This is a genomic window from Labrys sp. ALF-8 (assembly GCF_059699065.1).
In genome coordinates, this window is record NZ_AP048538.1 from 525,200 (window position 1) to 550,658 (window position 25,459).

28 protein-coding genes are annotated in these 25,459 nt (G+C 61.7%); 14 read left to right on the forward strand and 14 right to left on the reverse strand.

Annotated features, from left to right (window positions below):
• Positions 1-32: 32 nt before the first annotated feature.
• Entirely contained in the window at positions 33-431 is a 399-nt protein-coding gene (locus AC6H34_RS22245) for an acyl-CoA thioesterase (RefSeq protein ID WP_448147138.1), read from the reverse strand.
• Between the two features lie 168 nt (positions 432-599).
• Between AC6H34_RS22245 and AC6H34_RS22250 the strand changes: the two genes are divergently transcribed.
• Both AC6H34_RS22250 and AC6H34_RS22255 read left to right on the forward strand, forming a co-directional pair.
• On the forward strand, positions 600-1,409 hold the full coding sequence (locus AC6H34_RS22250) for an enoyl-CoA hydratase (RefSeq protein WP_448147139.1): 810 nt from the start codon (positions 600-602) through the stop codon (positions 1,407-1,409).
• A gap of 164 nt (positions 1,410-1,573) precedes the next feature.
• On the forward strand, positions 1,574-2,398 hold the full coding sequence (locus tag AC6H34_RS22255) for an alpha/beta fold hydrolase (protein WP_448147140.1): 825 nt from the start codon (positions 1,574-1,576) through the stop codon (positions 2,396-2,398).
• A gap of 93 nt (positions 2,399-2,491) precedes the next feature.
• On the opposite strand, the gene AC6H34_RS22260 is transcribed toward AC6H34_RS22255, so the two are convergent.
• A complete protein-coding gene (locus AC6H34_RS22260) occupies positions 2,492-3,208 on the reverse strand; it encodes a pyrimidine 5'-nucleotidase (RefSeq protein WP_497540249.1) in 717 nt (238 codons plus the stop codon).
• Positions 3,209-3,213: 5 nt separating this feature from the next.
• Positions 3,214-4,137 (reverse strand): MurR/RpiR family transcriptional regulator, encoded by a 924-nt coding sequence (locus AC6H34_RS22265; protein WP_497540250.1) that lies wholly within the window; start codon positions 4,135-4,137, stop codon positions 3,214-3,216.
• A gap of 103 nt (positions 4,138-4,240) precedes the next feature.
• Here AC6H34_RS22265 and AC6H34_RS22270 point away from each other — a divergent pair, with 103 nt between their 5' ends.
• From AC6H34_RS22270 to AC6H34_RS22300, 7 genes are all read left to right on the forward strand, one after another.
• The gene (locus tag AC6H34_RS22270; RefSeq protein WP_497540251.1) at positions 4,241-4,990 is read left to right on the forward strand and encodes a COG4280 domain-containing protein; all 750 of its coding nucleotides are present in this window, start codon (positions 4,241-4,243) and stop codon (positions 4,988-4,990) included.
• Complete coding sequence (locus AC6H34_RS22275) at positions 4,987-5,205, forward strand: hypothetical protein (RefSeq protein WP_448147143.1); 219 nt, start codon at positions 4,987-4,989, stop codon at positions 5,203-5,205. Before AC6H34_RS22270 ends, AC6H34_RS22275 begins: the two co-directional genes overlap by 4 nt.
• Positions 5,206-5,454: 249 nt before the next feature.
• Positions 5,455-6,987 carry an alkaline phosphatase family protein gene (locus AC6H34_RS22280; RefSeq protein WP_497540252.1) on the forward strand — a complete coding sequence of 511 codons (1,533 nt, stop codon included), beginning with the start codon at positions 5,455-5,457 and terminating at the stop codon, positions 6,985-6,987.
• 223 nt (positions 6,988-7,210) lie between these two features.
• A complete protein-coding gene (locus AC6H34_RS22285) occupies positions 7,211-7,540 on the forward strand; it encodes a hypothetical protein (protein WP_448147145.1) in 330 nt (109 codons plus the stop codon).
• Positions 7,541-7,688: 148 nt separating this feature from the next.
• Positions 7,689-8,402, forward strand: a complete 714-nt coding sequence (locus AC6H34_RS22290) for a DNA-3-methyladenine glycosylase I (RefSeq protein ID WP_497540253.1) — start codon at positions 7,689-7,691, stop codon at positions 8,400-8,402.
• A gap of 56 nt (positions 8,403-8,458) precedes the next feature.
• Positions 8,459-8,773, forward strand: coding sequence for a hypothetical protein (locus AC6H34_RS22295; protein ID WP_497540254.1), 315 nt, complete (start codon positions 8,459-8,461; stop codon positions 8,771-8,773).
• A gap of 127 nt (positions 8,774-8,900) precedes the next feature.
• Complete coding sequence (locus tag AC6H34_RS22300) at positions 8,901-9,575, forward strand: DsbA family oxidoreductase (protein ID WP_497540255.1); 675 nt, start codon at positions 8,901-8,903, stop codon at positions 9,573-9,575.
• 80 nt (positions 9,576-9,655) lie between these two features.
• Here the strand turns inward: AC6H34_RS22300 and AC6H34_RS22305 are convergent, their stop codons facing one another.
• The 3 genes from AC6H34_RS22305 to AC6H34_RS22315 form a co-directional block, all read right to left on the reverse strand.
• Positions 9,656-10,684 carry a glycosyltransferase gene (locus AC6H34_RS22305; RefSeq protein ID WP_497540256.1) on the reverse strand — a complete coding sequence of 343 codons (1,029 nt, stop codon included), beginning with the start codon at positions 10,682-10,684 and terminating at the stop codon, positions 9,656-9,658.
• Positions 10,685-11,001: 317 nt separating this feature from the next.
• Entirely contained in the window at positions 11,002-11,676 is a 675-nt protein-coding gene (locus AC6H34_RS22310; protein WP_448147150.1) for a hypothetical protein, read from the reverse strand.
• Positions 11,677-11,924: 248 nt separating this feature from the next.
• The gene (locus tag AC6H34_RS22315) at positions 11,925-14,390 is read right to left on the reverse strand and encodes an MFS transporter (RefSeq protein WP_497540257.1); all 2,466 of its coding nucleotides are present in this window, start codon (positions 14,388-14,390) and stop codon (positions 11,925-11,927) included.
• Positions 14,391-16,232: 1,842 nt separating this feature from the next.
• Between AC6H34_RS22315 and AC6H34_RS22320 the strand changes: the two genes are divergently transcribed.
• Positions 16,233-16,916: a response regulator transcription factor gene (locus AC6H34_RS22320; protein WP_497540258.1), complete on the forward strand. Its 684-nt coding sequence runs from the start codon at positions 16,233-16,235 to the stop codon at positions 16,914-16,916.
• A 71-nt stretch (positions 16,917-16,987) separates the two neighbouring features.
• Here the strand turns inward: AC6H34_RS22320 and aat are convergent, their stop codons facing one another.
• The 7 genes from aat to AC6H34_RS22355 form a co-directional block, all read right to left on the reverse strand.
• Entirely contained in the window at positions 16,988-17,656 is a 669-nt protein-coding gene (aat, locus tag AC6H34_RS22325; protein WP_448147153.1) for a leucyl/phenylalanyl-tRNA--protein transferase, read from the reverse strand.
• Between the two features lie 10 nt (positions 17,657-17,666).
• Entirely contained in the window at positions 17,667-19,025 is a 1,359-nt protein-coding gene (accC, locus tag AC6H34_RS22330; RefSeq protein WP_448147154.1) for an acetyl-CoA carboxylase biotin carboxylase subunit, read from the reverse strand.
• A 5-nt stretch (positions 19,026-19,030) separates the two neighbouring features.
• On the reverse strand, positions 19,031-19,501 hold the full coding sequence (accB, locus tag AC6H34_RS22335) for an acetyl-CoA carboxylase biotin carboxyl carrier protein (protein ID WP_448151268.1): 471 nt from the start codon (positions 19,499-19,501) through the stop codon (positions 19,031-19,033).
• A gap of 46 nt (positions 19,502-19,547) precedes the next feature.
• The gene (gene aroQ / locus AC6H34_RS22340) at positions 19,548-19,988 is read right to left on the reverse strand and encodes a type II 3-dehydroquinate dehydratase (protein WP_448147155.1); all 441 of its coding nucleotides are present in this window, start codon (positions 19,986-19,988) and stop codon (positions 19,548-19,550) included.
• Positions 19,989-20,115: 127 nt separating this feature from the next.
• Positions 20,116-20,880 (reverse strand): DsbA family protein, encoded by a 765-nt coding sequence (locus AC6H34_RS22345; RefSeq protein ID WP_497540259.1) that lies wholly within the window; start codon positions 20,878-20,880, stop codon positions 20,116-20,118.
• 123 nt (positions 20,881-21,003) lie between these two features.
• Positions 21,004-21,534: a YceD family protein gene (locus AC6H34_RS22350; RefSeq protein WP_448147157.1), complete on the reverse strand. Its 531-nt coding sequence runs from the start codon at positions 21,532-21,534 to the stop codon at positions 21,004-21,006.
• On the reverse strand, positions 21,531-22,082 hold the full coding sequence (locus tag AC6H34_RS22355) for a ubiquinol-cytochrome C chaperone family protein (protein WP_497540260.1): 552 nt from the start codon (positions 22,080-22,082) through the stop codon (positions 21,531-21,533). The genes AC6H34_RS22350 and AC6H34_RS22355 overlap by 4 nt, the downstream gene beginning before the upstream one ends.
• Before the next feature lie 220 nt (positions 22,083-22,302).
• On the opposite strand from AC6H34_RS22355, the gene AC6H34_RS22360 reads away from it, so the two are divergent.
• Positions 22,303-22,779 (forward strand): outer membrane protein assembly factor BamE, encoded by a 477-nt coding sequence (locus AC6H34_RS22360; protein WP_448147159.1) that lies wholly within the window; start codon positions 22,303-22,305, stop codon positions 22,777-22,779.
• 47 nt (positions 22,780-22,826) lie between these two features.
• Here AC6H34_RS22360 and AC6H34_RS22365 read toward each other — a convergent pair whose 3' ends face one another.
• Positions 22,827-23,252 (reverse strand): GtrA family protein, encoded by a 426-nt coding sequence (locus AC6H34_RS22365; RefSeq protein ID WP_497540261.1) that lies wholly within the window; start codon positions 23,250-23,252, stop codon positions 22,827-22,829.
• Between the two features lie 563 nt (positions 23,253-23,815).
• Between AC6H34_RS22365 and AC6H34_RS22370 the strand changes: the two genes are divergently transcribed.
• From AC6H34_RS22370 to AC6H34_RS22380, 3 genes are all read left to right on the forward strand, one after another.
• Complete coding sequence (locus AC6H34_RS22370; RefSeq protein ID WP_448147161.1) at positions 23,816-24,028, forward strand: cold-shock protein; 213 nt, start codon at positions 23,816-23,818, stop codon at positions 24,026-24,028.
• A 231-nt stretch (positions 24,029-24,259) separates the two neighbouring features.
• Positions 24,260-24,439, forward strand: a complete 180-nt coding sequence (locus AC6H34_RS22375; protein WP_448147162.1) for a hypothetical protein — start codon at positions 24,260-24,262, stop codon at positions 24,437-24,439.
• Between the two features lie 318 nt (positions 24,440-24,757).
• The gene (locus AC6H34_RS22380; protein ID WP_497540262.1) at positions 24,758-24,988 is read left to right on the forward strand and encodes a hypothetical protein; all 231 of its coding nucleotides are present in this window, start codon (positions 24,758-24,760) and stop codon (positions 24,986-24,988) included.
• Positions 24,989-25,459: the final 471 nt, after the last annotated feature.

Here is a 25,459-nt window from a genome sequence, read left to right on the forward strand (position 1 = left end):
AAAACATCGCCAGACCTGCGATGCCTCTGACATCAATCCGGAATCGGCCGCGGCCGTCTGTCCTCGTCGATCGCCACGAAAGTGAATGTCGCTTCCGTCACCAGCCCGGTCTCGTCCGATTCACGCGCACGGCGATAGGCCTTGACATGGACGACCATCGAGGTCCGCCCGATCTTCAGGATATCGGCGAAGAAGCTCACTTCGTCCCCCACCAGCACGGGGCGGTGGAAACTCATGCGGTCGACCGCAACCGTGGCGCAACGCCCCCTGGCGCGCCTTGCCGCGGCATTGCCGGCAGCGAGGTCCATGTTCGCCATCAGCCAGCCGCCGAAGATGTCTCCGGCCGGATTGGTGTCGGCCGGCATGGCGATGACGCGGATGTCGGGGGCCTGGTCCGAAGTGAGCATCTGTTCGGGGGTCTCGAGGGTCATGCCGTGTGTCTTGTCCATTGGTGGGGAGCAGCGGGAAGGATAATAAGCGCCAGGAGCGCGGTTGGCTCAATCCTGTCCGTGCACTTACCCGCAGGAACTGCTTTAATGCCGGCCTGATCGAGACCGCCCGGAAGGCGGCCGCCCGCGACCCCTTGGGAGGAGCCGGACATGAATGTGAGTTTCTCGTCCGTGGATACGCCGTTGCTGCGCGAAGATCGGGACGGCGTCGTCACGCTCCGGCTCAACCGGCCTCACCAGTACAATGCCCTTTCGCAGGCTGTGCTCGAAGCGCTGCAGCATGAACTCGACGCCCTCGCCGTCGATGAAAAGGTGCGTTGCGTCGTGCTCGCCGCTGCCGGCAAGGCATTCTGTGCGGGGCACGACCTGCGTGAGATGAACGGCACTCGTCGGCTCGATTACTACCAGGCGCTGTTCGCCCAATGCAGCCGCGTGATGCAGGGGCTCCAGGCGTTGCCCGTGCCCGTCATCGCGCGCGTGCACGGTATCGCCACGGCCGCCGGTTGCCAGCTGGTGGCGAGCTGCGACCTGGCGATTGCCTCCCATGCGGCCCGCTTCGCAGTCTCGGGCATCAATGTCGGCCTGTTCTGTTCGACGCCGTCCGTGGCGCTTTCGCGCAACGTCTCCACCAAGCGGGCCTTCGACATGCTGGTGACGGGTCGCTTCATCGACGCCGCGACGGCGGCGGACTGGGGGCTCGTCAACCAGGCCGTGCCGGACGAGGAACTCGATGCTGCCGTGGCCGCGAAAGTAGAGGAGATCCTCGCAAAAAGTCCGGTCGCCGTCCGGTACGGCAAGAGGATGTTCTACCGTCAGCGCGAAATGGACCTTGCCGACGCCTATGCCTATGCGGGCGACGTCATGGCCCGCAACATGATGGAAGAAGATGCCGACGAGGGCATCCGCGCATTCCTGGAGAAGCGTCCCGCGAAGTGGGCGGCCGAGGGCAAGTCGCGCTAGGCCGCTACGCTCTCCCGGCGTCGGGCCTCCGCGGCGCACCGGTCCCCATTGTCAGTATCGCCTCGAAGAATGTCAGTTTCGCCCATCGGCAGAGCGAGGCGGGCAGTCTACCTTTTCCACCGTCAGATGCGTTCAGCTTCACATCAGCGAAAAGGACCAGGGACATGCCCACGATCACCACGAAGGACGGCACCGAGATATTCTACAAGGACTGGGGTTCCGGTCAGCCGATCGTGTTCAGCCATGGCTGGCCGCTCTCGGCGGACGACTGGGATGCGCAGATGCTGTTCTTCCTCGACAAGGGATTTCGCGTCATTGCCCATGACCGCCGTGGTCATGGCCGCTCGACCCAGACCGGCGGCGGTCACGACATGGACCATTACGCCGATGACCTCGCGGCGTTGACCGCTCATCTCGACCTCAAGGATGCCGTCCATGTGGGCCATTCCACCGGCGGTGGTGAAGTCGTCCACTACATCGCCCGCCACGGCGACAGCCGGGTGGCCAAGGCCGCCATCATCGCCGCCGTACCGCCGCTGATGGTGAAGACCGATGCCAATCCGGGCGGCCTGCCCAAGGAGGTCTTCGACGGACTGCAGGCGCAGGTTGCGGCCAATCGTTCGCAGTTCTACTACGATCTTCCCGCGGGCCCGTTCTATGGCTTCAACCGGCCCGGCGCCAAGCGCTCCGAGGCCGTGATCTGGAACTGGTGGCGGCAGGGCATGATGGGTGGCGCCAAGGCGCATTACGACGGCATCGTCGCCTTCTCCCAGACGGACTTCACCGAGGATCTCAAGAAGATCAACGTGCCGGTCCTGGTGATGCATGGCGACGACGACCAGATCGTGCCGTATGCCGACTCCGGCCCGCTCTCGGCCAAGCTTCTGAAGAACGGCACGCTGAAGACCTACAAGGGCTTCCCGCATGGCATGCCGACGACCGAGGCGCCGACCATCAATGCCGACCTCCTGGCCTTCATCAAGGGCTAGGAAGGCGGCAAAGGGCAGGGGCGTGGAACCTGCCGAAACTTCCCGCCTTGCGACTTCCAAACCGCCGCTGGAGCTTTGGTTCCGGCGGCGGTTCTATGAATCGCCCTCTCCGGCAATTCCCGCGAGAAAGCCCGGGAGATCGTCCGTCACGAAATCGGCTTGTCCGGCCTGGCTGCCCTGGCTGTCCCACCAGGCTGGAATCTCGTCTCGTTTAGAAGGGACGATGAGGACGGTCAGCATTCCGAGGCTTCGGGGCACCTCGAGATTGCGGGGCAGGTCCTCGAACATTGCCGCCCTGCCGGCGTCGATGCCGGTGTGCTCCAGGAATTTGCGGTAGCTCTCCGCCGTCGGCTTGGGCGCGAAGCCGCCCGCGACGAGGTCGAAGATGCCGTCGAATCTCCCGTCCAGACCGAGCGCCTGGGCAACCGCATCGGCATGACCCCGGCTCGCATTGGTGAAGATGAACTTGCGGCCGGGCAGGGCGTCGATCGCCGCGGCAAGCCCAGGCTGGGGCCGCAGGGCCGAGTAGTCTATGGCGTGGACCTTGTCGAGATAGTCGAGGGGATCGATGCCGTGATGCGCCATCAGGCCCAGCAAGGTCAGGCCATGGTCCAGATAATATTGACGCTGCAGCACCTTGGCCTCCTCGGGCGCAAGCCCGAGCAGGGATCCGACATAGTCGGTCATTCTTCTGCCGATCTGCGAGTAGAGATCGACGTGGTGGGGGTAGAGGGTATTGTCGAGGTCGAACACCCAGTCGGTGACGTGGCCGAACCGTGACGCACGCTCCCTTTGACTCATCTTCGGCATGGCGCTCACGGTCCTTCCGGTCCGCTGCCGGCAGAACCGGCGTTGCCTTCGAAGGAGGCCGGCAGGTCCATCGGCTGGCCCGCCAGCCTCTCGCGTGCCTCGTTCAGGGTGCGTAGGCTCGCCAGGGTCTCCTCCGGGCGCTGGCTGGCGACGCCGACCAGCAGCGTCTCGATCAGCCCGAGCGTGGCAGTGTGGAGGCTGAGCATGTCGGCGCGCCCCCGGGCAACGGGCAGGACGATTCCCACCTTGTGCCTGAGCGTGCCGGCCAGCGAATCCGTGAGCAGCATCGAGTGGAGCCCGATCCGGCGGATCTCGTCGAGAAGCGCCGACAATTCGGCATAGACACGGCCATAGGCCAGCATCACCACGAAATCACCCGGCCGCAGCTTGCGCAGGTCGTCGGCAAAGAGGAGCCCGGTATTGGACAGGCTGGCTGCCTCCAGACCGAAGCGTGCCAGCTGGAAGACGAGATACTCGGCCAGCGCGCTTGAGGGACCGATGCCGAATACGAGTACCCGTCTGGCGGCAATCATTCCTTCGACGGCATCGCGGAACAATTCGGGCGTGATCGCCTGGCGCAGGTCCAGAAGCGATTGGATCTGGATATCCAGCGTGCTGTCGAAGGCGGCGGGGAGGTTGCCGCCGACGGCGCCGAGGGTCCGGGAGAGGCGGTCTGCCAGCGACAGGGAAGTGCGCAATTCGGAGGCGAGCATGCGCCGAAGTTCCTCCAGCCCGGCATAGCCGAGGGCCTTCGTCGCCCTCACGACGGTCGCGTCGCTGGTATCGGCCTTTTCCGCCAGCGCCGCTGCCGACGCGATCAGCACCTCCTCGCGATTGTCCTGGAAGTAACGAACAACCCTCTGTTCGGCGGGACCCATGCCTTGCAGGCGGGCGGCCACTCTTTCTTCGAAGCTCGGGGGCACGCTCATCCGGACCCTAACTCTCCGCTAATGTTGTGAATGCTACCATCATCCTGCCAATATGTAGTGTATGCTACATAGCGTTCATGGCCAATGTCCGGTGATGGCAATCGTGGATTTCGTTTCGTGGCATGTTGCGGCGCCGGCTGTAGGCGCGGCCTTCCTGGCCTCCGTGGTCGAGGTCGTGGAGGCATTCACCATCGTGCTTGCGGTGGGCACCCTGCGCGGCTGGCGTCCGGCCGGCATCGGCACGGTTGCGGCGCTCGCCGTTCTCGGCCTGATGGTGATCCTGCTGGGGCCGCTGCTCGGACAGGTGCCCCTCGGCGCGCTCCAACTCGTCATCGGCGTGCTCCTGCTGTTGTTCGGCATGGGCTGGCTGCGCAAGGCGATTCTCCGAAGTGCAGGCATTATCCCGCTCCATGACGAGGATGCCATCTATGCTGCCGAGTCGGTGCAATTGGCCGCAAATCCTGGGCGCGGCTCCCTCGATTGGATCGCGGGCCTGACCGCATTCAAGGCCGTCCTTCTCGAAGGCCTGGAGGTGGTCTTCATCGTGATCGCGGTGGGCGCGGGGCGTGGCCTGCTGTTGCCGGCGTCCGCCGGTGCTGCCGCGGCATGCCTGCTGGTTCTCGCCATCGGCCTGCTGCTGCGCAAGCCGCTCGCGCGCGTGCCGGAGAATGCGCTGAAGTTCGGCGTCGGGGTGATGCTCTCCGCCTTCGGTGTGTTCTGGACTGGCGAGGGGCTTGGCGTTCCATGGCCGGGAGAGGACGCCGCCCTGCTCGGACTGGCATTGATTTTCCTGTGCGCCGGGCTTGTCACGGCGTCCCTGCTGCGGCGGCCCGCGCTGGAGGTGCGGCCGTGACCGTCTTCCTCGACGTCATCCGCGAACTCGTCGGCATGTTCGTCGCCGATGCGCGCTTGACCATCGCCACCCTTGTTCTGGTTTTCGCAGTCGCTGCTCTCGCCGTGGTGCTTCGGGTTGCTCCGTTGCTCTGCGGCGGCGCGCTCCTGGCGGGTTGCCTCGTCATTCTAGTTGAAGCTGTAGTCAGGGAGGCACGGCTGCGTCGCCGGAGTTGACGGGCGCAGGATAAGAGATCTGATCGTTATCTGTATCCAGATGCAGTTATAAATTGATGCGCGGAATTTCTTGTATTCTGTGTATTTGGACAGTTGTTTTCTATTTTATGGAATTAATCTATATAATTGCATATCATGTTATGAATTTGTGTCTGATACAGGTAATTTATATTTAAATTTCATTTAAACTTCATTTTGGAATGATAGCCGGAATTCGTACTCACTCCCTCAAGAATGAAGGATAAGTCGATGAGGCGTCTTCTCGGATCGATCCTGCTTGGCTCGCTGGCCATAACGCCGGCCATCGTTGCCCGGCAGGCCGAAGCGGCCGGAACCCACTACAAACACGTCCTGCTCATCAGCATCGACGGTCTGCATGCAATCGATGTGGCGAACTACGTCGCTTCCCATTCCGGCGGTGCGCTTGCCGGTCTTGCCCGGCACGGGCTGTTCTATCCCAATGCACTGACGACGGCGCCGTCCGACTCCTTCCCGGGCCTGGTGGCGCAAGTCACGGGCGGCTCGCCGGCCGTCACGGGCGTCTTCTACGACGACAGCTACGACCGCAGTCTTTTCGCCCCGGGCTCCAACTGCAAGGGAGACCCCGGCACCGAAGTGTCCTTCGCGGAGAATGTCGACATCGATTCCGATCGTCTCGATGCTGGCGGCACGCCCGGCAAGCCGCTGACGCAGATCGATCCGGCCAAATTGCCCATGGCCCTGGTCGGTGGAAAATGCACGGTCGTCTATCCCCACGATTTCGTGCGCGTGAACAATATCTTCGAGGTGGTGAAGCAGCATGGCGGCCGCACTGCCTGGTCGGACAAGCACCCGGCCTATGAGTGGCTGGGCGGTCCCTCCGGCAAGGGCCTCGATGACTTCTACGCCCTGGAGCAGGATTCGCGCATTCCGGGCAGCAAGGTGAAGACGACCGGCTCCTTCAAGGCGGAGCGGGATTTCGACGAAGCCCGCGTCAAGGTGCTGATCAACGAGATGCGCGGCCTCGACAGCACGGGCACCGTCAAGGAACCCGTTCCGGCGCTGTTCGGCATGAACTTCCAGGCCGTCAGCGTGGGCCAGAAACTGCCCAAGTCGGGTCCGGGTGACGAAGACGGCCTGAAGGGCGGCTATGCGGACGCGGCCGCCACGCCCAATAATGGGCTTGCCAAGCAGCTCGATTATGTCGACGGCGCGCTCGGGGAATTGCTCACGGCCTTGCGCGAGAACAAGCTCGAAAGCGACACGCTCGTCGTCGTGGCTTCCAAGCACGGTCAATCGCCGATCGATCCCGAGACCTTCCAGGCGCTTGATGACGATCCGTACTCCAAGACGCCGGGCTATGCCTTCCATATCGCCGATGACGCTTCGTTGATCTGGCTGAAGCCGCGGGACCGCGAAACGAACCTTGCCGCGGCGGCCGCCTATCTGGAGAAATCGATCAAGACCCTCGGCATCGGCCAGTTGCAGACGCCGAACCAACTGGCGCTGGCCTATCAGGATCCCGCCAAGGATAGCCGCACGCCGGACTTCATCGTCACCGTCAATCCCGGCGTCGTCTACACCTCGGGGACCAAGATCGCCGAACATGGCGGCGCCAATGCCAATGACCGCAACGTCGCGCTGCTGCTCAGTGGCCCGTCGATCAAGCCGAGGACCATTACGGCGCTCGTCCAGACGACGCAGGTCGCTCCCACTGTGCTGCGTGCCCTGGGGTATGACCCCGCCGAGCTGCAGGCGGTAGCCAAGGAGAGCACACAGGAACTGCCGGGCGCGCCGTTCTGATCCCCGAGGCGGCGTCGAACCGAGCGGCGCCGTCATCCTGCCGACGCTTGTCGCCGGGAATGCCCGGTGGTCCATCCCTGCATTATGCGAGGCTGCCCTCGCATAATGCAAAGTGCTATGCCTTCCCTCTTGAACTGCGGGAAATCCGGCGCAAAATGCCGGGAAGGCTGGCGGGGTGGAGAACCGGCCCAATGGGTGAAAGGAGCAAACAAGGAGGCGACCGATGACGCAGCGGCAGACAGCTTGCCATCCGCCCGCGCATCTCTTGACACACGATATCGAGCTTGACCGGCTGATGTGCCCGCATCGCTTCTACAAGCGGCCGGCCAATGTTCTTTCCGATGCTGCCCTGACGCTGGCCGAGCAGCGGGCCATCCTTTCGTCCTGGGCCTCGCAGACCTGCGCTTCCGGAGCGTTGCCGACGCCAGGCGTCCATGGCGGAACAGCGAACAGGCTGCCCGTGAGCTTCGAGGAGATCACCGATGCGCTGGCGCAGCTCGATCGTGCTGCCCCGCTGGCGTGTGCCTCGAGGTTAAAACGCGCCATCAATTGAGGGCTCGCGTGCAAGCGAGCATGCGGATTTCCGCTGCCGGATCTTCGACAGACGCCATGCAGGGCGGTCTCCAAGGCCGGGTTGCTGGACCAGACCGGGCTGCGTGGTATGGTGGCGCGACGCTACGCCAAGCAGGGATCGCGCCCCAATGAGGCCCTTCGCCGATATTTTCGAACTGGCCGCTGGCCGCAAGGGCGGTCCGGCTGCGCTGGACCGGATGCTCGCGACGACGGCCTCCCTCCCGCCGGCCGAGATCGCGCTCACTCCTGATGATCGCATCCTGGCCGAGATGACGCGCCGGATTTTCTATGCCGGCTTCTCATCCAAGGTGATCGACGACAAATGGCCGGCCTTCGAAAAGGGATTCGACGGCTTCGAGCCTCACGCCTGCGCCTTCATGACCGACGATCACTTCGATGCGCTGATGCAGGATCGCGGCATCGTCCGCAACGGCGCCAAGATCCGCTCGGTTCAGCTCAACGCCCGATTCCTGGTCGATCTCAAGGCGGAACACGGCAGTGCTGCCCGTTTCTTCGCCGATTGGCCCGACAGCGACTATGTGGGCCTGCTCGACACCCTCAAGAAGCGTGCCAGCCATCTGGGCGGGGATGCCGCCGGCCGTTTCCTGCGCGGCATCGGCAAGCCGGCCTTCGTCGCGACTCCCGACATGGTGGCCGCCCTGATCCGCGAAGAGGTGCTGACGGGACCGCCCGGCGGGAAAAAGGATCTGGCGGCGATCCAGGCCGCCTTCAACCAGTGGTCGCAGCAGTCGGGGCGCGACCTTACCGCCATCAGCCGCGTGCTCGCCATGAGCGTCGACAGCGACAGCCACGGCTACGGGCAAGCGCGCAAGAAGGGCTGAGGAAATGGCGCCGCTGGAGGTGCTCGTCATTTCTGTGAACGATGAATGAGGTTGCGATGACGGCCGACGTTTCGGAATTTCTCGCCAGTCTGCAACAGGAAGAGCCGCCCGTTTCGTTGCCGCCGCTCCTGAGGGCTGTCTGGCACGGCTTGCATGGCGAGTGGGATCCTGCCCATGAGATCGCCCAGGCCGGGGGCGATCGCCAGAGCGCTTGGGTGCATGCGTGGCTGCATCGCATCGAGGGAGACCAATGGAATGCGCGCTACTGGTATGGTCGCGCGGGACGGGAGATGCCGGCCGGCGCCACCAGGGAGGAGGGAGCGGCCATTGCCGCCGCTCTCTTGCAGGGCGGCACGGCAAAGGGTTCGTGAGCGCTTCGTAGTCGGTGACCGGCCCGGCCTGTCGGGCGAATTGGCCTTGTGAGGGTTGCGCTCCTGGACCGGGATGCCGATATCCCGGGTTTCATTGACCAAACGCATGACGGTTCTGGAGAGCAGCATGGTTCAACATATCAAGATCGATTTCGTCTCCGACGTTGCGTGCCCGTGGTGCATCATCGGCCTCAAGGGGCTGGAGGAGGCGCTGAGCCGTACCTCGGATGCGGTGGAAGCGGACATCACGTTCCAACCCTTCGAGTTGAACCCTGCGATGCCGGCGGGCGGCCAGAACATAGTCGAGCACATCACGCAGAAATATGGCATTACGGCCGAACAATCCGCTGCCAATCGAGCAATGATCCGCTCGCGCGGGGAGGGCGTCGGATTTACCTTCAGGACGTCGGACGAAAGCCGGATCTACAACACTTTCGATGCCCATCGCCTGCTGCATTGGGCGAAAGCCAGTGGTCTCCAGGAGGCGCTGAAGCTTGCGCTGTTCAAGGCCTATTTCACCGATGGTGCCGACGTGGGGGACCAGGAGGTGCTGGTGGCTGCGGCGGTTTCCACGGGGCTCGATGGCGAGGCGGCGCGCGAGGTCCTCGAAACCGGCCGCTACGCGCAGGACGTTCGGGATGCGGAGAGGCTTTGGCAGTCGCGCGGCATCAACTCGGTTCCCGCGGTCGTCATCAACGAGAGATGGCTGATCTCCGGCGGACAGCCCGCCGAAGTCTTCGAGCAGGCGCTACGCAGCATCGCCGCACAGGCGGCAGCGGGCACGGAGGAGACGGCGGGATAGGTACCGTCGGCCGGGCCCGCCGCCTGCGGTGCGAGCGCTTCCCGACGCCGCCTGGTCAGGGGAAGGTACGGATCGCGATGTCAAAGCGGGCGGAGCCGCTGCGCCAATGGCCATGCGTGCTGCGCTGGTGCCTTGGCCAGCGTCTCGTGGGCTCTTGCGAGATCGCGTGCTATCTTTCGCGCGTGCTCGCCCGGGATATGGCTGACGGGCATGAAGCATGCAACCGCACTCTCCACGTAACGGGGCAATGGGTTGTGCCGAAAGCTCGTAAGGGCGGCCTGCGCCAGGTCGAGGAGTACGGCTTCCCGTTCTTCGGCCGACAGGGGCAGTTTTAGCAGATGCTCGACAGTGAGTTCCTGCGCATCGTCGAGGGGATCGTGAAATCCCTGGCGGCGCATGCGGCCCGAGAAACGCGCCGAATGGGCCGCCAGGGCCTGCTCCCAGCGCTTTTTCTTTGAGACATTGCCGGCGTGCATCCGATACAGCAGCAGTACATCCGGAAGGTTCGCGATCTCATGGCGTTCGATCAGGCGCGTCCAAAGGTCGAAATCCTCGGCGTGGTTGAACTTCGGCCGATAGCCACCTGCGGCCAGAACCTCGGCTCTTCGAAACGCCACCGCCGGATGGCATAGGGGAGTGTTGCCCGCGATCAGCGAGGCTCGGGCCTCGCGAGGCGTCTCGGGGTAGCGGAACGGGCCGACCGGCCGTCCCTCCGCGTCTATGGACTGAATGTTGCAGCCCACGGCCACGATCTCGGGATGCGTGTCCAGAAAGCCCACTTGCCGACTGATACGCTCCGGACAGGCGATGTCGTCCGCATCCATGCGAATGACGATGGCGTGGGCTGCTGTTTCCAGTCCCCGGTTGAGGGCAATGGCGATGCCCTGATGAGGCGTGTGCAGCACCCGGATCCGTTTGTCTTTGCGAGCCCAGGCGCCGAGCTTTTCACCTGAGCCGTCGGTAGAGCCGTCATCGACGATGATGAATTCGAAGTGCGGCCAATCCTGCCGCAACATGCTTTCGATAGCGGCATCGAGATGGCGGACACCATTATGGACGGGCATCAGCACCGATACGGGGGCAGTCTCTTTCACGGGCTGGCAGTCCATGACCACTTCTTGCACCCCGCTACTATTGCAAGCGATTGCCGAAGAACCAAGCCGTTCCGGCCAAGGCAGGCCGTGCGGTGAGCGATGCCGGGAGGTCCATCGGGAGCGCGTTCCTGGCATTTGGCCCTCCACATCCCCGGCGGGCCGAAGGCCGGTGAAGGGGGATCCAGGGGCAAAAGAAACCCCGTAGGATCTCCTGGATTCCCCGGTCCTTCGCCCTCCCTGGTTCGGCTCGCCCGCGCAAGAACAGGGAATTCCTGGTTTTCACTCTGCTGTGCCCGGAATGACGCCGCGCTGCGATCGAAGCATGAAGAGTTCTAGTTGCCGCCGAGGACATCGAACAGGCTCGCGATCCAGACGACCTGAAACACGAGGGCGAAGGCGACGAACAGGACCTGATATCGCTCGGATTTTACGATCAGCGCTCCGATCGTTCCAGCGATCAGCAGGCCTTGCCGCACCGGGTAGTACCATCCGTAGAACTTCTCATAATAATCCGTTCCCTTGATCAAGGTATCCAGAATGTCCACGAGAAACATGATCAGCAGGAGGCTGTAGAACAGGGTATTTCGATCCCTGAAATATTGCTCCAGCCTTCTATGATCGCCGATGTTGTCGGGGAAGGCGATCGACGCGAGCATGACGAAGACGACGGCATAGGAAATCAGGAGGAGGTATTCCTCGAAGGTCCATCGCGTTATCCGCGTCAGTGCGAATTCAAACCACCAGAAGTGGATTATCGAGAGAAATATGAAAATCACCCAGCCAAAATGGATGAGATCGATTTTTTCCTTGCCCGGATGCTGGATGAACCGGGTCACGCCGGTTACGAGACGCGCAACGCTGAGACCCAATATCATGCCGATGATGATACGGATATGGACGAAGATCTCGTGACTTTGGTCGATGCCAGTAGAGCCTTCCATTGAACCTGAACTTTCTTCTGGTGGGACCACGGCTGTGCTGGACGCGCCGCCCGGCGTGCCTTCCATCACCCCGCCGACAGGACCGGGGGGATGCCGTGGTCGCTCATCGCGACATCGTCCACGTGCTGCACCTTAGATCGAGTCGCGGCGGTCGTCATTCCATACGGGCCTTGCCACCCGCCGTGGTGGGTGACGACCGGGTCTTATGCTGGCTTGGGGCAAAATGCGCCCGACACGAGACGATCTTCCGGCGCAAGCCGGCGATATCCAATCATTCCATGTTTCTTCGCGGTTCGGTTTGAAGGCGAGGCTCGCTAGGTTCCATTCTTGCGCAGGATCGCGACAAGGGTGAATGCGGCGCATGCCGCGGCGGCGAAATAGGGCAGGCCGTGCTGCTGGAGATTCATGGCGACGCCTGCCGTGCTGGGGCCGAGGAACGCGCCCACGCCCCATGCGACCGACATCACGGCATAGATCGAGACCAGGTCTCCGCCCTGGAAGCGACTGCCGACCAGCGACATCATCACCGTGTAGATACCCACGAAGAGCCCGCCCCAGAGAAAGAGCAGGGCGTAGGCGAGCGGCGGGACGGCGATTGCGTAAGGCCACGCCAGCGCGCCGGCGGCCGAGGCGATTCCGAGTGCGATGACGAGCTTGCGGCGATCCATGCGATCGCCGAGCCATCCGATCGGGATCTGCATCACGATTGCCCCGAGCAGCAGGACGGAAAGCAGCAGCGTCGCCGACTGCTCGTCCCACCCCACCTGCATGGCATAGAGCGGGAGGAAGGACATTCCTGCTGTCTCGAGCGCTGCATTTACCAGCGTGGCGGCCAGCGCTACCGGCGCCAGCACGAGGTAGCGAAGCGGATTCGTATGGTTCGGCCGTTCGAAGACCGGCGCCCGCACCCAGGGCATGGCGACGGCCAGGAGGGCGACCAGGGCAATTCCACCCGCGATGAGGAAAGGCGTCAGATCCTGGGTTCCCACCACCGTCAGGATCATCGGTCCCAGGGCGAAGCCGAGGGACAGCGCCGCCGTGTACGTCGCCATCGTACGGGTACGATTTGTCTCGTCGCTGAGCTGGCTGAGCCAGGTCTCCGACATCACGAACATGGTCTCCGACGCGACGCCCAGGGCGAGTCGCAGGGGGAACCATAGCCAGATGGCGGGCGCGATGGGGAACAGGGCAAGTATCGCGGCTGCGGCCAGCAGGGCTGCGGTGATCGGAAGTTTCGGCCCCGTGCGCCAGGCGAGCCGGGGCAGGATCGGCGCGGCCAGCAGCACGCCTACGGCATGCATGGCCGCGTTGGCGCCGACGAAGCTCTCGCCGAACCCCAGCTGCGTGAGGCACAAGGCGAGGAGCGGGGCGCTCAGGCCATAGCTGAGGCCGAAGATCAGGCCGGTTGCCACAAGCGAGGCGATGGCCGAAAAGTTGGAACGCGTCGGCTGTTCCTCGGCAATGAGGGCCCGGCGCTGCTGCAGGTAGCGTTTCCTCGTTTCGCGCAGGCGGTCGAACCACCTCTCGCGCCGTCCCTCGAGGACGTGCTGCAGGGTCTGCGCGTAGTCGAGGATAAGGCCGGGAGTCCAGGTCATCGCCTCGGCTCGGGCGCGCCAGAGCGCGAGCAGCCACATGGCCGGATCCGTCAGCAGCAGGAAGATATGCCGCAGGGGCCGTTCCTGGCCGAGAGCGCCTTCCACCGCCGCATCGAGAGACAGGGCGACCGTCGAGGAGCAGTTGCGGCTGGTGAGGTTGTAGACCGGTTCGGCCTTGTAGCTCGTCAGGAAGGCGCGGACCGCCGCGCTGTTGTAGCGCTGGAAAATGACTTCCCGGTCGGGCTTTCTCCAATCCGCACACTCCTGCTCAAAGGAAGGGCGAAAACTCCCTGGCACGTTGTTTTCCGGCCCGGCGCGCAGGAGATGGCCGAACTCCTCGGGAGAATGATCCATGTCGTCAGCCGGGCACAGGCTGACATAGACGTCGGGCGGCAGCGACATCGCGGCATGCCCGGTGGAGATGACCCCGCCCTGGTCGATGGCGGCGATGTAGCGATCGATCAGGAAGCGGCGCTGTGGATTCACGGCGGAGCCGACGGGCGTCCAGACATGGACGGTCAGGCCCTTGTCGTTGTCCCACGAGGCGGTTTCCTCCTGGGACGGGTGTATCAGGTCGCGCGCGTGCCAGTTCGGCCCTGCGAACAGGGGCAGATCGGTCACAGATGCGCCGGGCTTGAGACGCCTGAGCTGCAGGCTGAGGCGGGCCAGGTTCCAGGCGGCCGCTATAAGCGCAGCCCCCAGGCAGAACGGTACGCTCTGGCGGTGCGGTATCGGCCACGGTGCCCAGACGAGCCCACCGATGACGATCTCGATGAGGCCGACCAGGACAGCGTGGCGCCAGCGTACCGAGCGGATGACGGCCGCGCCTGCCCAGCGAAAAAGCCCGTCGAGGACCAGCGCCGAGCCCAACACGATGGTGGCGACGATATTGTCGTCCCACGGAATGTCGATGGCCATGAAGCCGAGCGCAAAGAAGCCCAGCGCCTTGAGTACGGGAATGGTCGCGTTGGGGAAACCGATCGCCGCCAGGGCCAGCAACCGGACGACGCCCTCAATCACGAAGAGGATGCCGATGACGTCTGTCGTGACAACGATCGCGGTGTCGAAAATATCGGCCATGAAAATGGCCCCGAGCGCAAGACACAGGAGGGAGAGCGTCGCGAAGGCCCACCAATATGTTCGCAGCGGACGGGCGCCGAGCAGGAGAAGAATGAGACGGATCATAACAAATCCTTCCACAATCGTTGTCTTGTCCCACGCCGCAATGACGCACAGCACTGCCGATGCTGGCCAGGGCAAGCGAAGCGGGGACCGGGAGACTTGTGAGGGGCACGTCGAGGCGGGGTGCGAGCGGCGGCTCTTGCAATGACGAGTGCCCGCTCCTGTCCGGGAAAAGCCCGACCGCTGACGACCTTGGTCTCCAAGATCAGATGTCAGCTTGCGACCGATTCCAGATCTCGCAGGCATAAGGAAAGATCGCGGGGACCTGATATGGTCGCTTGCCGGGCCGGCGGCGATGGCCGCGGACGCGGACAGCGAGCAACCATGAGAAGCGGGCTGCACACTGTACAATGCCGGGACCAAAACAATTTATGATCTCATTCCGTCCTCTTTCCGGGGCGACAGGCTCATCACTCGCTCCCATGGGTAAAGCAAGGGATCTTCATCGGAAAGCGCGAAGAAGAGCTGGTGCCGTGTTAGAGATCGGTTTTTGAAAAGAAGATCATTTTGTGAAATATGCGGGAGTGCGGTGCATCTGCCGGATTGCAAAAGCCCGTGGTGGACATGTCCGGGTGGATGTCGCTTCCTCGCACGTCGGTGCGGGCCGTTGGTATCATTGGCCGCGAACCCCCTTTGCAATTCGGAGTGGATGCAAGGGAGGATCTTGTCTATTGGGATCAAGGACTTGCTTGCCGGATGCCAGCAAAGGCAAAATTGCCTGGCGTGGACCACATACCTGGTACCTGTATTGTTGTATTCTGCTTCCTATGTCGATATCTGGATATATCGAAAGTAGCATCTGAGGTACGGTGCCCCACGTTTAATCCGATCAGATGCTGGATAAAGCTTGTATCCCAATCATAAAATGATCGTTTCTTGAAACTTAACGATCATTTTATGAGATACATTCATAAATAACTGATATAACTCAACGTCATATGTAACCAAAAGTCATCACGGATTGTAACAATATAAATAATGATCCAATGCGTGGCGCGGCGTGCAGTCCGTCACTTGGTGCAATATCTGGAATAACGCGACGTCAGCGAACCAGGAAATGAAATATTTCGGCTTTCGGTGACGATCTTCAGCGCATACCCCCACGGTATGGCAAATATATAATACTAATGTATATATTACGTAACGTAATATAAGTATATACTAAATAACATGTCGCGTTTTGTTCTGTATGTGTGACTTGGGTGGTTTGTTTTGCTGGGAGGATGTCATGCATATGGGCGTGGCAGTGGTTGGTTATCTCGTCTTGAGTGTCATCTTATCCGTACTAGTCGGACGGCTTCTCCGTGGCCGCTGCGAGCAGTACAGGGAGGCTTCTCCTCTAAAGGCTGTCGATCGCCTCGGGAGATTCTCCGGAAATTCGGCCTCGGCGTCCACTTCCGCCATCGGCGGTTTCAAATGGCGTGGCGGTCTGCGTCGCTCCTGACATACAGCGAGGCTTATCTGTTGCGGGGATATCGGGGCGACCGCGCGCGTACGAGGTGAAGTTCCAATCTAACACTCTATGGGGCTATTTATGGGGCGAGTAAAAACAATAACTCCCGATGATATTCGGGAGACTAGATGCCTGATTTTCGATGAAGAAACAGGTGACATTACCATTACCGTGCCAGCAGAGGGTGTCGTAAATATAACTCTGAAGAGCGATGGCGATGTCTTGTTCAATGATGTGAGCATATCGGACAAGAACGTCTCCGATATTCTGATGAGAGCGCATCAGTTCCAGTGATAGAACCGCGTTACACCAATTTATGCATACAAATGCTGTGAGTGCCATCGTCTGGCATGATGCGCTCGCCGTCGTAAGCACGACCAAGATAGAACGAGATGAAGATAAGTATTGATCAGCAGGTCCCGGCAGAAGAGCCGGCGGCCTTTGAAAAGGCCAGCCTTTCGATCATTGCCGGCGACACCTTCGGGCGGGACTGCTTTGTTCGTTGCCTGATGCACGCATATCCGGGCCTGAGAGTGAGGGGCTACGAAAGCGTCGAGGATTGGACGCGGGACAGCGTGAGCGGACGTGGCGACACCATTATCTCGATCTGCAGGGGCGGAGGAGCGGTCTACGGGTTCCTTCGCGCGGGTGTGGCGTCGATACGGAGTCGTGATTCCGAGGCCAGAATATTGCTGATTTCGGATTTCGTCAGCCCTCGAATAGTGCTGGACGCGACCCAAGCCATGCTGGACGGCTATGTCAGCATGCACAATGACTTCGACGTGGTGGCATCGGCGATCAAGGTGGTCGCTTCCGGCGGGTCGCTGTTTTCCATCGGAAGCCCCGGTCCCCAGGGGGTGGCTCGCGAGGTCGCTGATTTGACGAGCAGGGAAATGGATATCGTCTACGCGCTCGGCGAAGGGCATACCAACAGGGAAGTCGCCGCCAAACTCGTCATGGCTGAGGCGACCGTGAAGGTGCATGTGAGGAACATCATGCGCAAGCTGAAGGTCAAGACGCGCATCCAGGTCGTCAGGAGAGCCAGCGAACTCTTCAAGCTCGCCCAGGACCAGTGAAAGGCAACGAAGGAGGCGAGGGGCGGGACGACCTGTGTCGCTCTCCCCCGAACGCGAAGACAGTCTGCCCCTCATCCGGCCAGTTCGGCCAGGATCTCGGCGCCGCTCTTCGTCTCGTTCCTGGGCCAGGCCAGGAAGTCGCCGTCGACCTGCAGCGCATTGTTGAGCAGCAGGTGATATTGTGTCCTCGGCAATTCGAGTGCGCCGAGGCTGGCAAGATGCTCGGTGACGAACTGGGTGTCTAGCAGGCGGTAACCGCCATGCCGCAGTCGGGCTACCAGATGGGCGAGCGCCACTTTCGAGGCATCTCTCTCGCGGTGAAACATGCTCTCGCCGAAAAAGGCGCCGGCGAGATCCACGCCGTAAAGCCCGCCGACAAGCCTGCCTTCGCGATAGGCCTCCACTGTGTGGCAGTGGCCGAGAGCGAAAAGCTCGCCATAGAGCTTGCGGATGCGCTTGTTGATCCAGGTCGAACGGCGGCCGGCGGCCGGTGCGGCGCAGCCTTCGATCACGGCTTCGAAATCACGATCGATCGCTATCTCGTAGTGGTCCGACCGGATCGTGCGGGCCAATCGATGTGAAACGATCAAGCCATTGAGCGGGATGATGCCGCGATATTCGGGCTCGACCCAGTACAGACCCGGATCGTCAGCGCTCTCGGCCATCGGGAAGATGCCGCAGGCATAGGCTTTGAGAAGAACCTGCGGCGTAATCTCCAGATCTTGGTCGGCGCTCGACAATTGGCCCGCCTCACTCGCTGTCGCGCATGCCCCCGGCTTCGAGGAATTTCTCAAGCCAGTGAATGTCGTAGAGGCCGTTCTGCATGTCCGGATTGCGCACCAGGGTGCGGAACAGGGGCAAGGTGGTCTCGACACCGTCGACGACGAACTCGTCGATCGCACGGCGCAGGCGCATCAGGCATTCGGTGCGGGTACGGCCGTGCACGATCAGCTTGCCGATCAGCGAATCGTAGTAGGGCGGAATGCGATAGCCCTGATAGACGGCCGAATCGACGCGCACGCCGAGCCCGCCCGGAGGATGGAAGTAGCTGATCGTGCCGGGCGAAGGACGGAACGTCGCGGCATTCTCGGCGTTGATGCGGCATTCGATGGCATGGCCCTCGATCTGCACGTCGGACTGCTTGATCGAGAGAGGGGAGCCGGCGGCGATCTTGATCTGCTCATTCACGAGATCAATGCCGGTGATCATCTCCGTGACCGGATGCTCCACCTGGATGCGCGTGTTCATCTCGATGAAGTAGAACTCGCCATTCTCATAAAGGAACTCGATCGTGCCGGCGCCGACATAGCCGAGTTCTATCATCGCGTTGGCCACGATGGTGCCGATCCTGGTGCGCTGCTCGGAGTTGAGCGCAGGCGAGGGGCCTTCCTCCCAAACCTTCTGGTGGCGGCGCTGCAGCGAGCAGTCGCGCTCGCCCAGATGAATGGCATGGCCCTGGCCGTCGCCGAGCACCTGCAATTCGATATGGCGGGGCTTCTGCAGATACTTCTCGAGGTAGACGGCATCATCGCCGAAAGCGGCGAGAGCTTCGGCGCGGGCCGTCGCCAGGGCGTCCGGCAGGTCCTCGGCCGTCAGCGCCACCTTCATGCCGCGCCCGCCACCGCCGGCGGCGGCCTTGACCAGCACCGGATAGCCGATCTCCGCTGCGATGCGAATGGCGTCGGCGTCGTTGGTAACGCCGCCGTCGGAGCCCGGCACGCAGGGGATGCCGAGGCGCTTGGCCGTGCGCTTGGCCTCGATCTTGTCGCCCATCATACGGATATGATCGGCCTTGGGGCCGATGAAGGCGATGCCGTGCTGCTCCAGGATATCGGCGAAGCGGGCATTCTCGGACAGGAATCCGTAACCCGGATGCACGGCCTCGGCGCCGGTGATCTCGCAGGCGGCGATCAGGGCGGGAATATTCAGGTAGCTCTCGCGCGCCGGCGGCGGGCCGATGCAGACGCTCTCGTCGGCGAGCTTGACGTGCATCGCATCGGCGTCGGCCGTGGAATGCACGGCCACCGTCTTGATGCCCAGTTCCTTGCAGGCCCGCAGAACGCGCAGGGCGATCTCGCCGCGATTCGCGATCAGGATCTTGTCAAACATCCATCTTACTCGATGATCATCAGCGGCTGGCCATATTCGACCGGCTGCTTGTCTTCGATGAACAGCGCCGTCACGGTGCCGGACTTCGGCGCAGCGATATCGTTGAAGGTCTTCATGGCCTCGACGATCAGGACGCGATCACCCTGGTTCACCTTGCTGCCGACCTCGACGAAGGGCTTGGCACCGGGGCCGGAACCGAGATAAGCGGTTCCGACCATCGGCGATTTCAGGACGCCGGGGTGGTTGGCAGGATCGGCGGCGGCCGGCGCAGCGGCCGCGACAGGAGCTGCCGCAGGCACGGCGACGCTAACCGCGGGGGCGGTGACGGGAACAGTCGCCGTGACATTGATCTGCCGGGCCACGCGGATGCGCAGATCCGCCTGCTGCACCTCGATTTCGGTGAGATCCGTCTCCGTGAGGAGGTTGGCCAGTTCCCGGATAATCTCGGGATCGATTCCCGATTTGGTTCGCGACATCGTCATGCCTTGCGTTTCCGCGGGGCCCGCAGCCCCGTCATTCACATTAAGCTGATACGCTCGAAGCCAGTGCTTCGAGGGCAAGTTCGTAGCCCTTCGGGCCAAATCCGCAGATCACGCCCTTGGCAGCCGGCGAAACCCAGGAATGGTGCCGGAAGCTTTCACGCGCGAACACGTTGGATAAATGCAATTCGATTACCGGCAGGCTAACGGCCTTGATGGCGTCATGCAGGGCAATCGACGTATGGGTCAGTGCGCCCGGATTGATCACCAGGCCCGCTGCCCCCTTGTGGTAGGCCTCGTGCACCCAATCGAGCAGAACGCCCTCATGGTTCGTCTGACGGAATTCCACCTTCATCCCGAGTAGATCGGCGCGCGCTCGCGCAAGCCTCTCAATGCCTGCCAGGTCAAGCGTGCCGTAGACCGATGTTTCGCGGACTCCCAGCATGTTCAGGTTGGGGCCATTCAGAATGTAGACGAGCGCCATGCTTTCAATTCGGACCATAAACGCAAAGCCCGAAGCATGATGCATCGGGCCTTCTGCGCCCTCTTATAGGGCGGTACTACTCGGAAGGCAAAGCCGGCGGTTCTTCATCCACCGCCGATCCTGGCATTCAGCCACAGACTGTCTGCCCGCATTTGCGCATCGAATCGATTTTGGCCTTCAAAGCATCGTAGCCGATTGCGCCGGGAACGATCTCGCTGCCGATCACGTAGGAGGGGGTTCCATTGATGCCGAGCTTGTCGCCGAGCTGCAGGTTGGCCGCCAGATCCTTGCGCAGCGAAGTATCGGCGAGGTCGGACTGGAGCTTCTTCATGTCGACGCCGACGTCCTGGGCCACCTGCAGGGCGCGGTCCTTGTCGACGGCACCGCGAGTGGCCAGCAGTTCCTGGTGGAAGGGCAGGAACTTGTCGCCCTTGAGCTGGTTCTTGACGGCCAGCGCGACGTTAGCGGCCTCGATCGAGCCGGGAGCGAGGATCGGATAGTCGCGCAACACCACCTTCAGGTTCTTGTCGGTCTGCAGAAGCTTGACCATGTCGGCCAGGCCGCGCTTGCAGTAGCCGCAATTGTAGTCGAAGAACTCGACCAGGGTCACGTCGCCCTGCGGGTTGCCCAGCACGGCATTCTGCGGCGCGTTGATGATGGCATCCAAATTCTCGGAGACGCTCTGCTTCTGCCGCTCCGCGGCATCCGCCTCCTGCTTGGCCTGCATCGCGTTGAGGGCATCGGTGATGACCTCGGGATGCTTCATCAGATAGTCCTTGACGATCGCCTCGATGGCGGGACGGCCGAGTTGCTCATCGGCGACGGCGGACTGTGCAACCGCGAGCACGCAGGCGCCCAGCGTCAATCCAGCCAGAAAACGCTTCAGGAACATTGGTTTCTCCAAAGGGGCCAAGCTGCATCATGCTGCATAGGCTCAGGTGTATGACCGGTCAATTAACCGGCCCGCGGCACGCCGCAATCTCACACAATCGTGTTCGATCCAAGACGGGCGGGACTATTGGTCCTTGTTCTTCAGTGCGTTGAGGGCCGCGAAAGGCGAAAGGTCCGCATCCTCCGCCGGTCCCTCGAAGGAAATGCCAGGCTTGCGGGGGTAGGGGTCGAGGGCCAGCGCCAGGAATTCGGCAATGATGGCACCGAGATCGATCTCGCCTCCCGTCAGCAGGTCCGGCGGATCTTCCGCATCGGGATCGTTGAGCTCGGCGAGGTCGAAATCGGCGTTCGGGTCCTGTCCATCGGGGGAGAAGCGGATCTCGACGGGCGCTTCGACCGTATTCTCGAAGTCCTCGGCTGAAACGACGCAGGTCTGCGTCAGCCGCGCATGGACGGTGCCGGCGACGGCGAGGCCGTCCTTCCGAAAGGGGCTTACCACAAGCCGGGCCGACAGCTCGGCGATACCCGGCAGGCCGAGCTGTCTCGCCACGGCTTCCCGTTCCGATTCGGAGGTGGCGATGTTGAAGTGGCGGCCCGTGGCGGGAACCTCATGGACATGCACCGGCCGCGAGAAGGTGAGCGCGTCATTGGTCATGCAGTGGCATCCAGGCTGAGAGGAGGGGAAGGAAACGGAATGGTGCCGCGTACGAGCGTCTCCGCCGGCACGCCCGCCAGCGCGGCGTTCGCCCGCCGGACATAGCCGGCGAGGGCCGCGGCCTCCCGCCGCCGTTCTTCGGCCCGGCCATAGACGTTGCGAAGCAGTGCATCAGCAAGTTCGGTCTCGTCGGGGCTGGCCAGCGCCTTCCCGTAGGAGACCGAGCATCCGGTATAAATATCGGCGACCTTGCGCATCTTCTTCGGCACGGTGAGATCGCCCACGCCCATCTCCCGCATGGCCCTGTCGAGCTCCGCGAAGAAACGGTCGCAAACGCCGCGCGCGAGTTCATGCGCCTCTCCCTTCTCGCCATTGAGGCGATGCAGCAGGAGAAAGAGGTGGAGCAGCATCATGTCGGTTCGGCCTTCCACCGTGTCGGGCACGCGGCCTTCCAAGAAGAGCACGGGATCGCGGCTCTGTGCCAGAATCTGGTCGTAAAGACGCGATATCCGTGAATCGCGCTCCTTGTTGCGAAACAGGCCGAACATGATCCCCTTTTGCGGCAGCGGTTTCCGGGAGAACCGGAATTTACGGATTGATAGGCGATCGGCGTTGAAATGCCGTCCGTTCCGATCGTCCGGGCGAATTTCACACCATATAAGTGGATGTTCCCCGAGCGCCAAGGTTGAATTTCACATCAGAGCGGGTTACGCCAGAACCCGCGCGACGACAAGGCGAACGAGCCCGTGCACCCCGATGGAGGCCAAAGTGAGTATAGTTGTGTTGCCCCCCCGTTTTCGGTCCCGTGCGCTGGCAGCAGCGGTGGTGATCTCCGTTGCCGGTCTGCTGCAGAGCTGCGCGACCATGGGGGAAACCAATGTTCATGGTATCGTGGTGACCGAGAGCACGCTGTCCGCGATCAAGCCGGGCACCTCCCAGGCCCAGGTCATTGATGCGCTGGGGACGCCTTCCACTACTTCGACGCTCGACGGGCAGGCCTTCTATTACGTGTCCCAGACCACGGCACGTCCGGTTGCGTTCATGGCGCCGCATATCGTCGACCGCAACGTGCTCGCCGTCTATTTCGCCAATGGCAAGGTGAGCCGCGTAGCCAATTACAGCCTGAAGGACGGCGTGGTCTTCGATTCAATCACGCGCACGACGCCGACGGCCGGCGGCGACCTCAACTTCATCACCCAGCTGGCCCGCGGTATGACCGCCGGCATACCGGGCTTCGGCAACTGACGAATAGCCGGATTTGCTGAGCCGGCGCTTGCGCCGGCTCGCGTGCGTCAGATCCCCCTGGCGGGGAAGACGATCGTCAGATAGCTCCAGAAATTCACGCTCATCGAAACGCCTGTAGCGAGTGCCACCGCGAGCACCGGCATGTCCGCCATCGGGCCGCCAAGCGTGACGAGCGTTGTGAAAAGAGCGAGATTGATGAGCCCTGCCAATGCACTGGCGGAGGCATACTGCACGAATTCGGCCAGGCTGGGTGCATCGGCGCGGTCGCCGAAGGCGAGGGAACGATTCAGGAGCCAGGTCGCCACGAGAGCGCAGCCGAACGAGGCGAGGCGCGCCACACGGGCATCCAGCCCCTGATGGGTGAGGACCGTGAGGATGCCCGCATCGACGGTAAATCCGGTCAGGCCCGCCACTGCAAACCAAGAGAGCCGCCTCGTCAGCGTGCGATCGGGCCATCTGAGTGTCTTGCTCATCGAAACGGTTTCCTGGCTGCCTCAGAGTTAATCATGCCGCACCGCAGCATGGGGCCGCAACATCCTTTATTGGTCATGTCAGTTACCAAATGGGATAGATCACCGGTGCTCGAAGGAGAGGGGGAGGGAAAATGTGCGAGAATGCAGGCTCCGCCTGCGCTTCTCTAAGGTTTTCCAATTGGGCAGTTGAAGGGAGATTTCGCACCTGCGAGACATGTCGAAGCTAACGTCGGTGGCACTTGCCAATAGGCTATATGTCGTATTGGCTCTTGCCGGCTCTGTTCGTCTGCAAAGAATTGGAACAGGAAATCGATATATTGTTCTCTTTGTTTCAGGAAACCGGATTATTTTCCAATCGTCGGCTAATTTCTTGATACGTTGACTTGACCTGCAGGATTGCTTCGGGCACCCTCCGCCGCATCGATTTTCGGCCGAACGACTTGGCCCGGCGCTGCGGCTTCTGCCACGCGCCTGCTAACGAGCTCTCCCCTGAATTCGACAATCGCAGAAGTCCGCGCGCCATGCGGACTTAGGCTTTCACTACGTTGAAGGAATAGCTCACGATGAGCACTGGTACCGTTAAGTGGTTCAACACCCAGAAGGGTTACGGTTTCATTCAGCCCGATGATGGCTCGAAGGACGTGTTCGTTCACATCAGCGCGGTTGAGCGGGCCGGCCTGTACGAACTGCGCGAAGGCCAGAAGATCAGCTATGAGCTGGTTCAGGACCGGCGTTCCGGAAAGTTGGCTGCTGACCAGCTCAAGGCTGCTGCTTAAGCCAGGGCGACAGGATCGTTCGCTTAAGACCCGATTTGAGAAAAGCCGGTGCGGCAACGCACCGGCTTTTCTTTTGCAATGCAGCCCGAATTCTCGAATCTTTTTCTGTATCCGAGTTAGTTTTGTTCTTGATGGACCTTGGGAACAAGAGCAAACTCGGAGCGTTCATGTCGCGAGGGAAGTCCCTCATGAGCCGGCCGTAGAAGAGAAGCCGGCGATTGGAGGTTCGTCATGGATATGAGTGAGATGATCACGGGCTTTCTGGTTGCCCTTGTGATAACGATATTGGTTATCGATACGGTCATGGATTGGCGCGTACCGAAGGCCCGCAAGCAGGCGTCGTCGCCTGGCAGGCTCAGGCAGCAGCACAGTCTCGATCCGAAGATCGGTTGCGATATCGTCTGGTGCTGAAAAGTCCGCCGCCGATGCGGTTGGCGGACGAAGCTGGGGGTAGGCAGCCGCAACATGGGCAGCTCCACCAAGCAGATGTTCGCGCCGTTAGCAGTCGATGAAACGGCGTCGCAAAACACCACGGTTAATGTAAGGCGATGCTGCGAGCCAGTCTTCACTCCCCCTTGCTATCGAAGCCCACGATCGCATCTGGCGGCTTTTGCCTAGCGTGGCCTCCTTCAGGTTGAGTCACCCGGAAACGGGAAAATCCTTTTGTACCAATACTTTGATCTGGAGAAATGACGCCGTCTGAGCGCATTCTGCTTATGGGAGGCGAACATGAATCTCTCCCGGAAGGACATCGTCGCCATAATCGGGCCTGCCGACGAAACGCTGATCGCGGATATCCTGCATATGGATGCAACATCCAGCGATCTCGCGGAAGCCTGGGCCTGGATCAATAGTGACGAGGTGCTGATCCGCAGCGGCGGGGTCTTTCCAACAGGCAAGATCGCCGCGCTGGTCGAACTCCTGTCCAACGAGCAGGAGTTCGAGGATCACGATTTCTGAAGGGATATCGAGATCCCGACCAGGCGTTTGCAATGGATAGGCGGTGATTTTCGGCACTTCGACTCGATCATCGACTTGGCCCGGGGTGCGAACTGCCGGGCTTTCCCGAAATCCCCCCTTCGCCCGCCATCTCCCCGTCCTCACGATGCGGCCGACATCCGACGATCGATTCCTTCGGTCGAAGCAACGGCGCCTCCCCATGGATAGCGGCACTGACCTCGATCGAAACACAGCCACGGCGATACAGGCTGGAAAGGCCGGAGGAAGAGGTCGATCCGGCCAGTAAACAATGACCCCTCCCGTAGGAACTATTGCTCTTGTCGTCACATCTATATCGACAGGCGGTGGAAAGAAGAGCCTGACAGATAGATTAGAGCGTCGTTGCAATGGTGCAATCGACAAGAAATTCTAGAGAAAAAATATATATGCTGGAATCGGTGCCGATAAAGAGGTTAGTTAAGAATTGTAAGG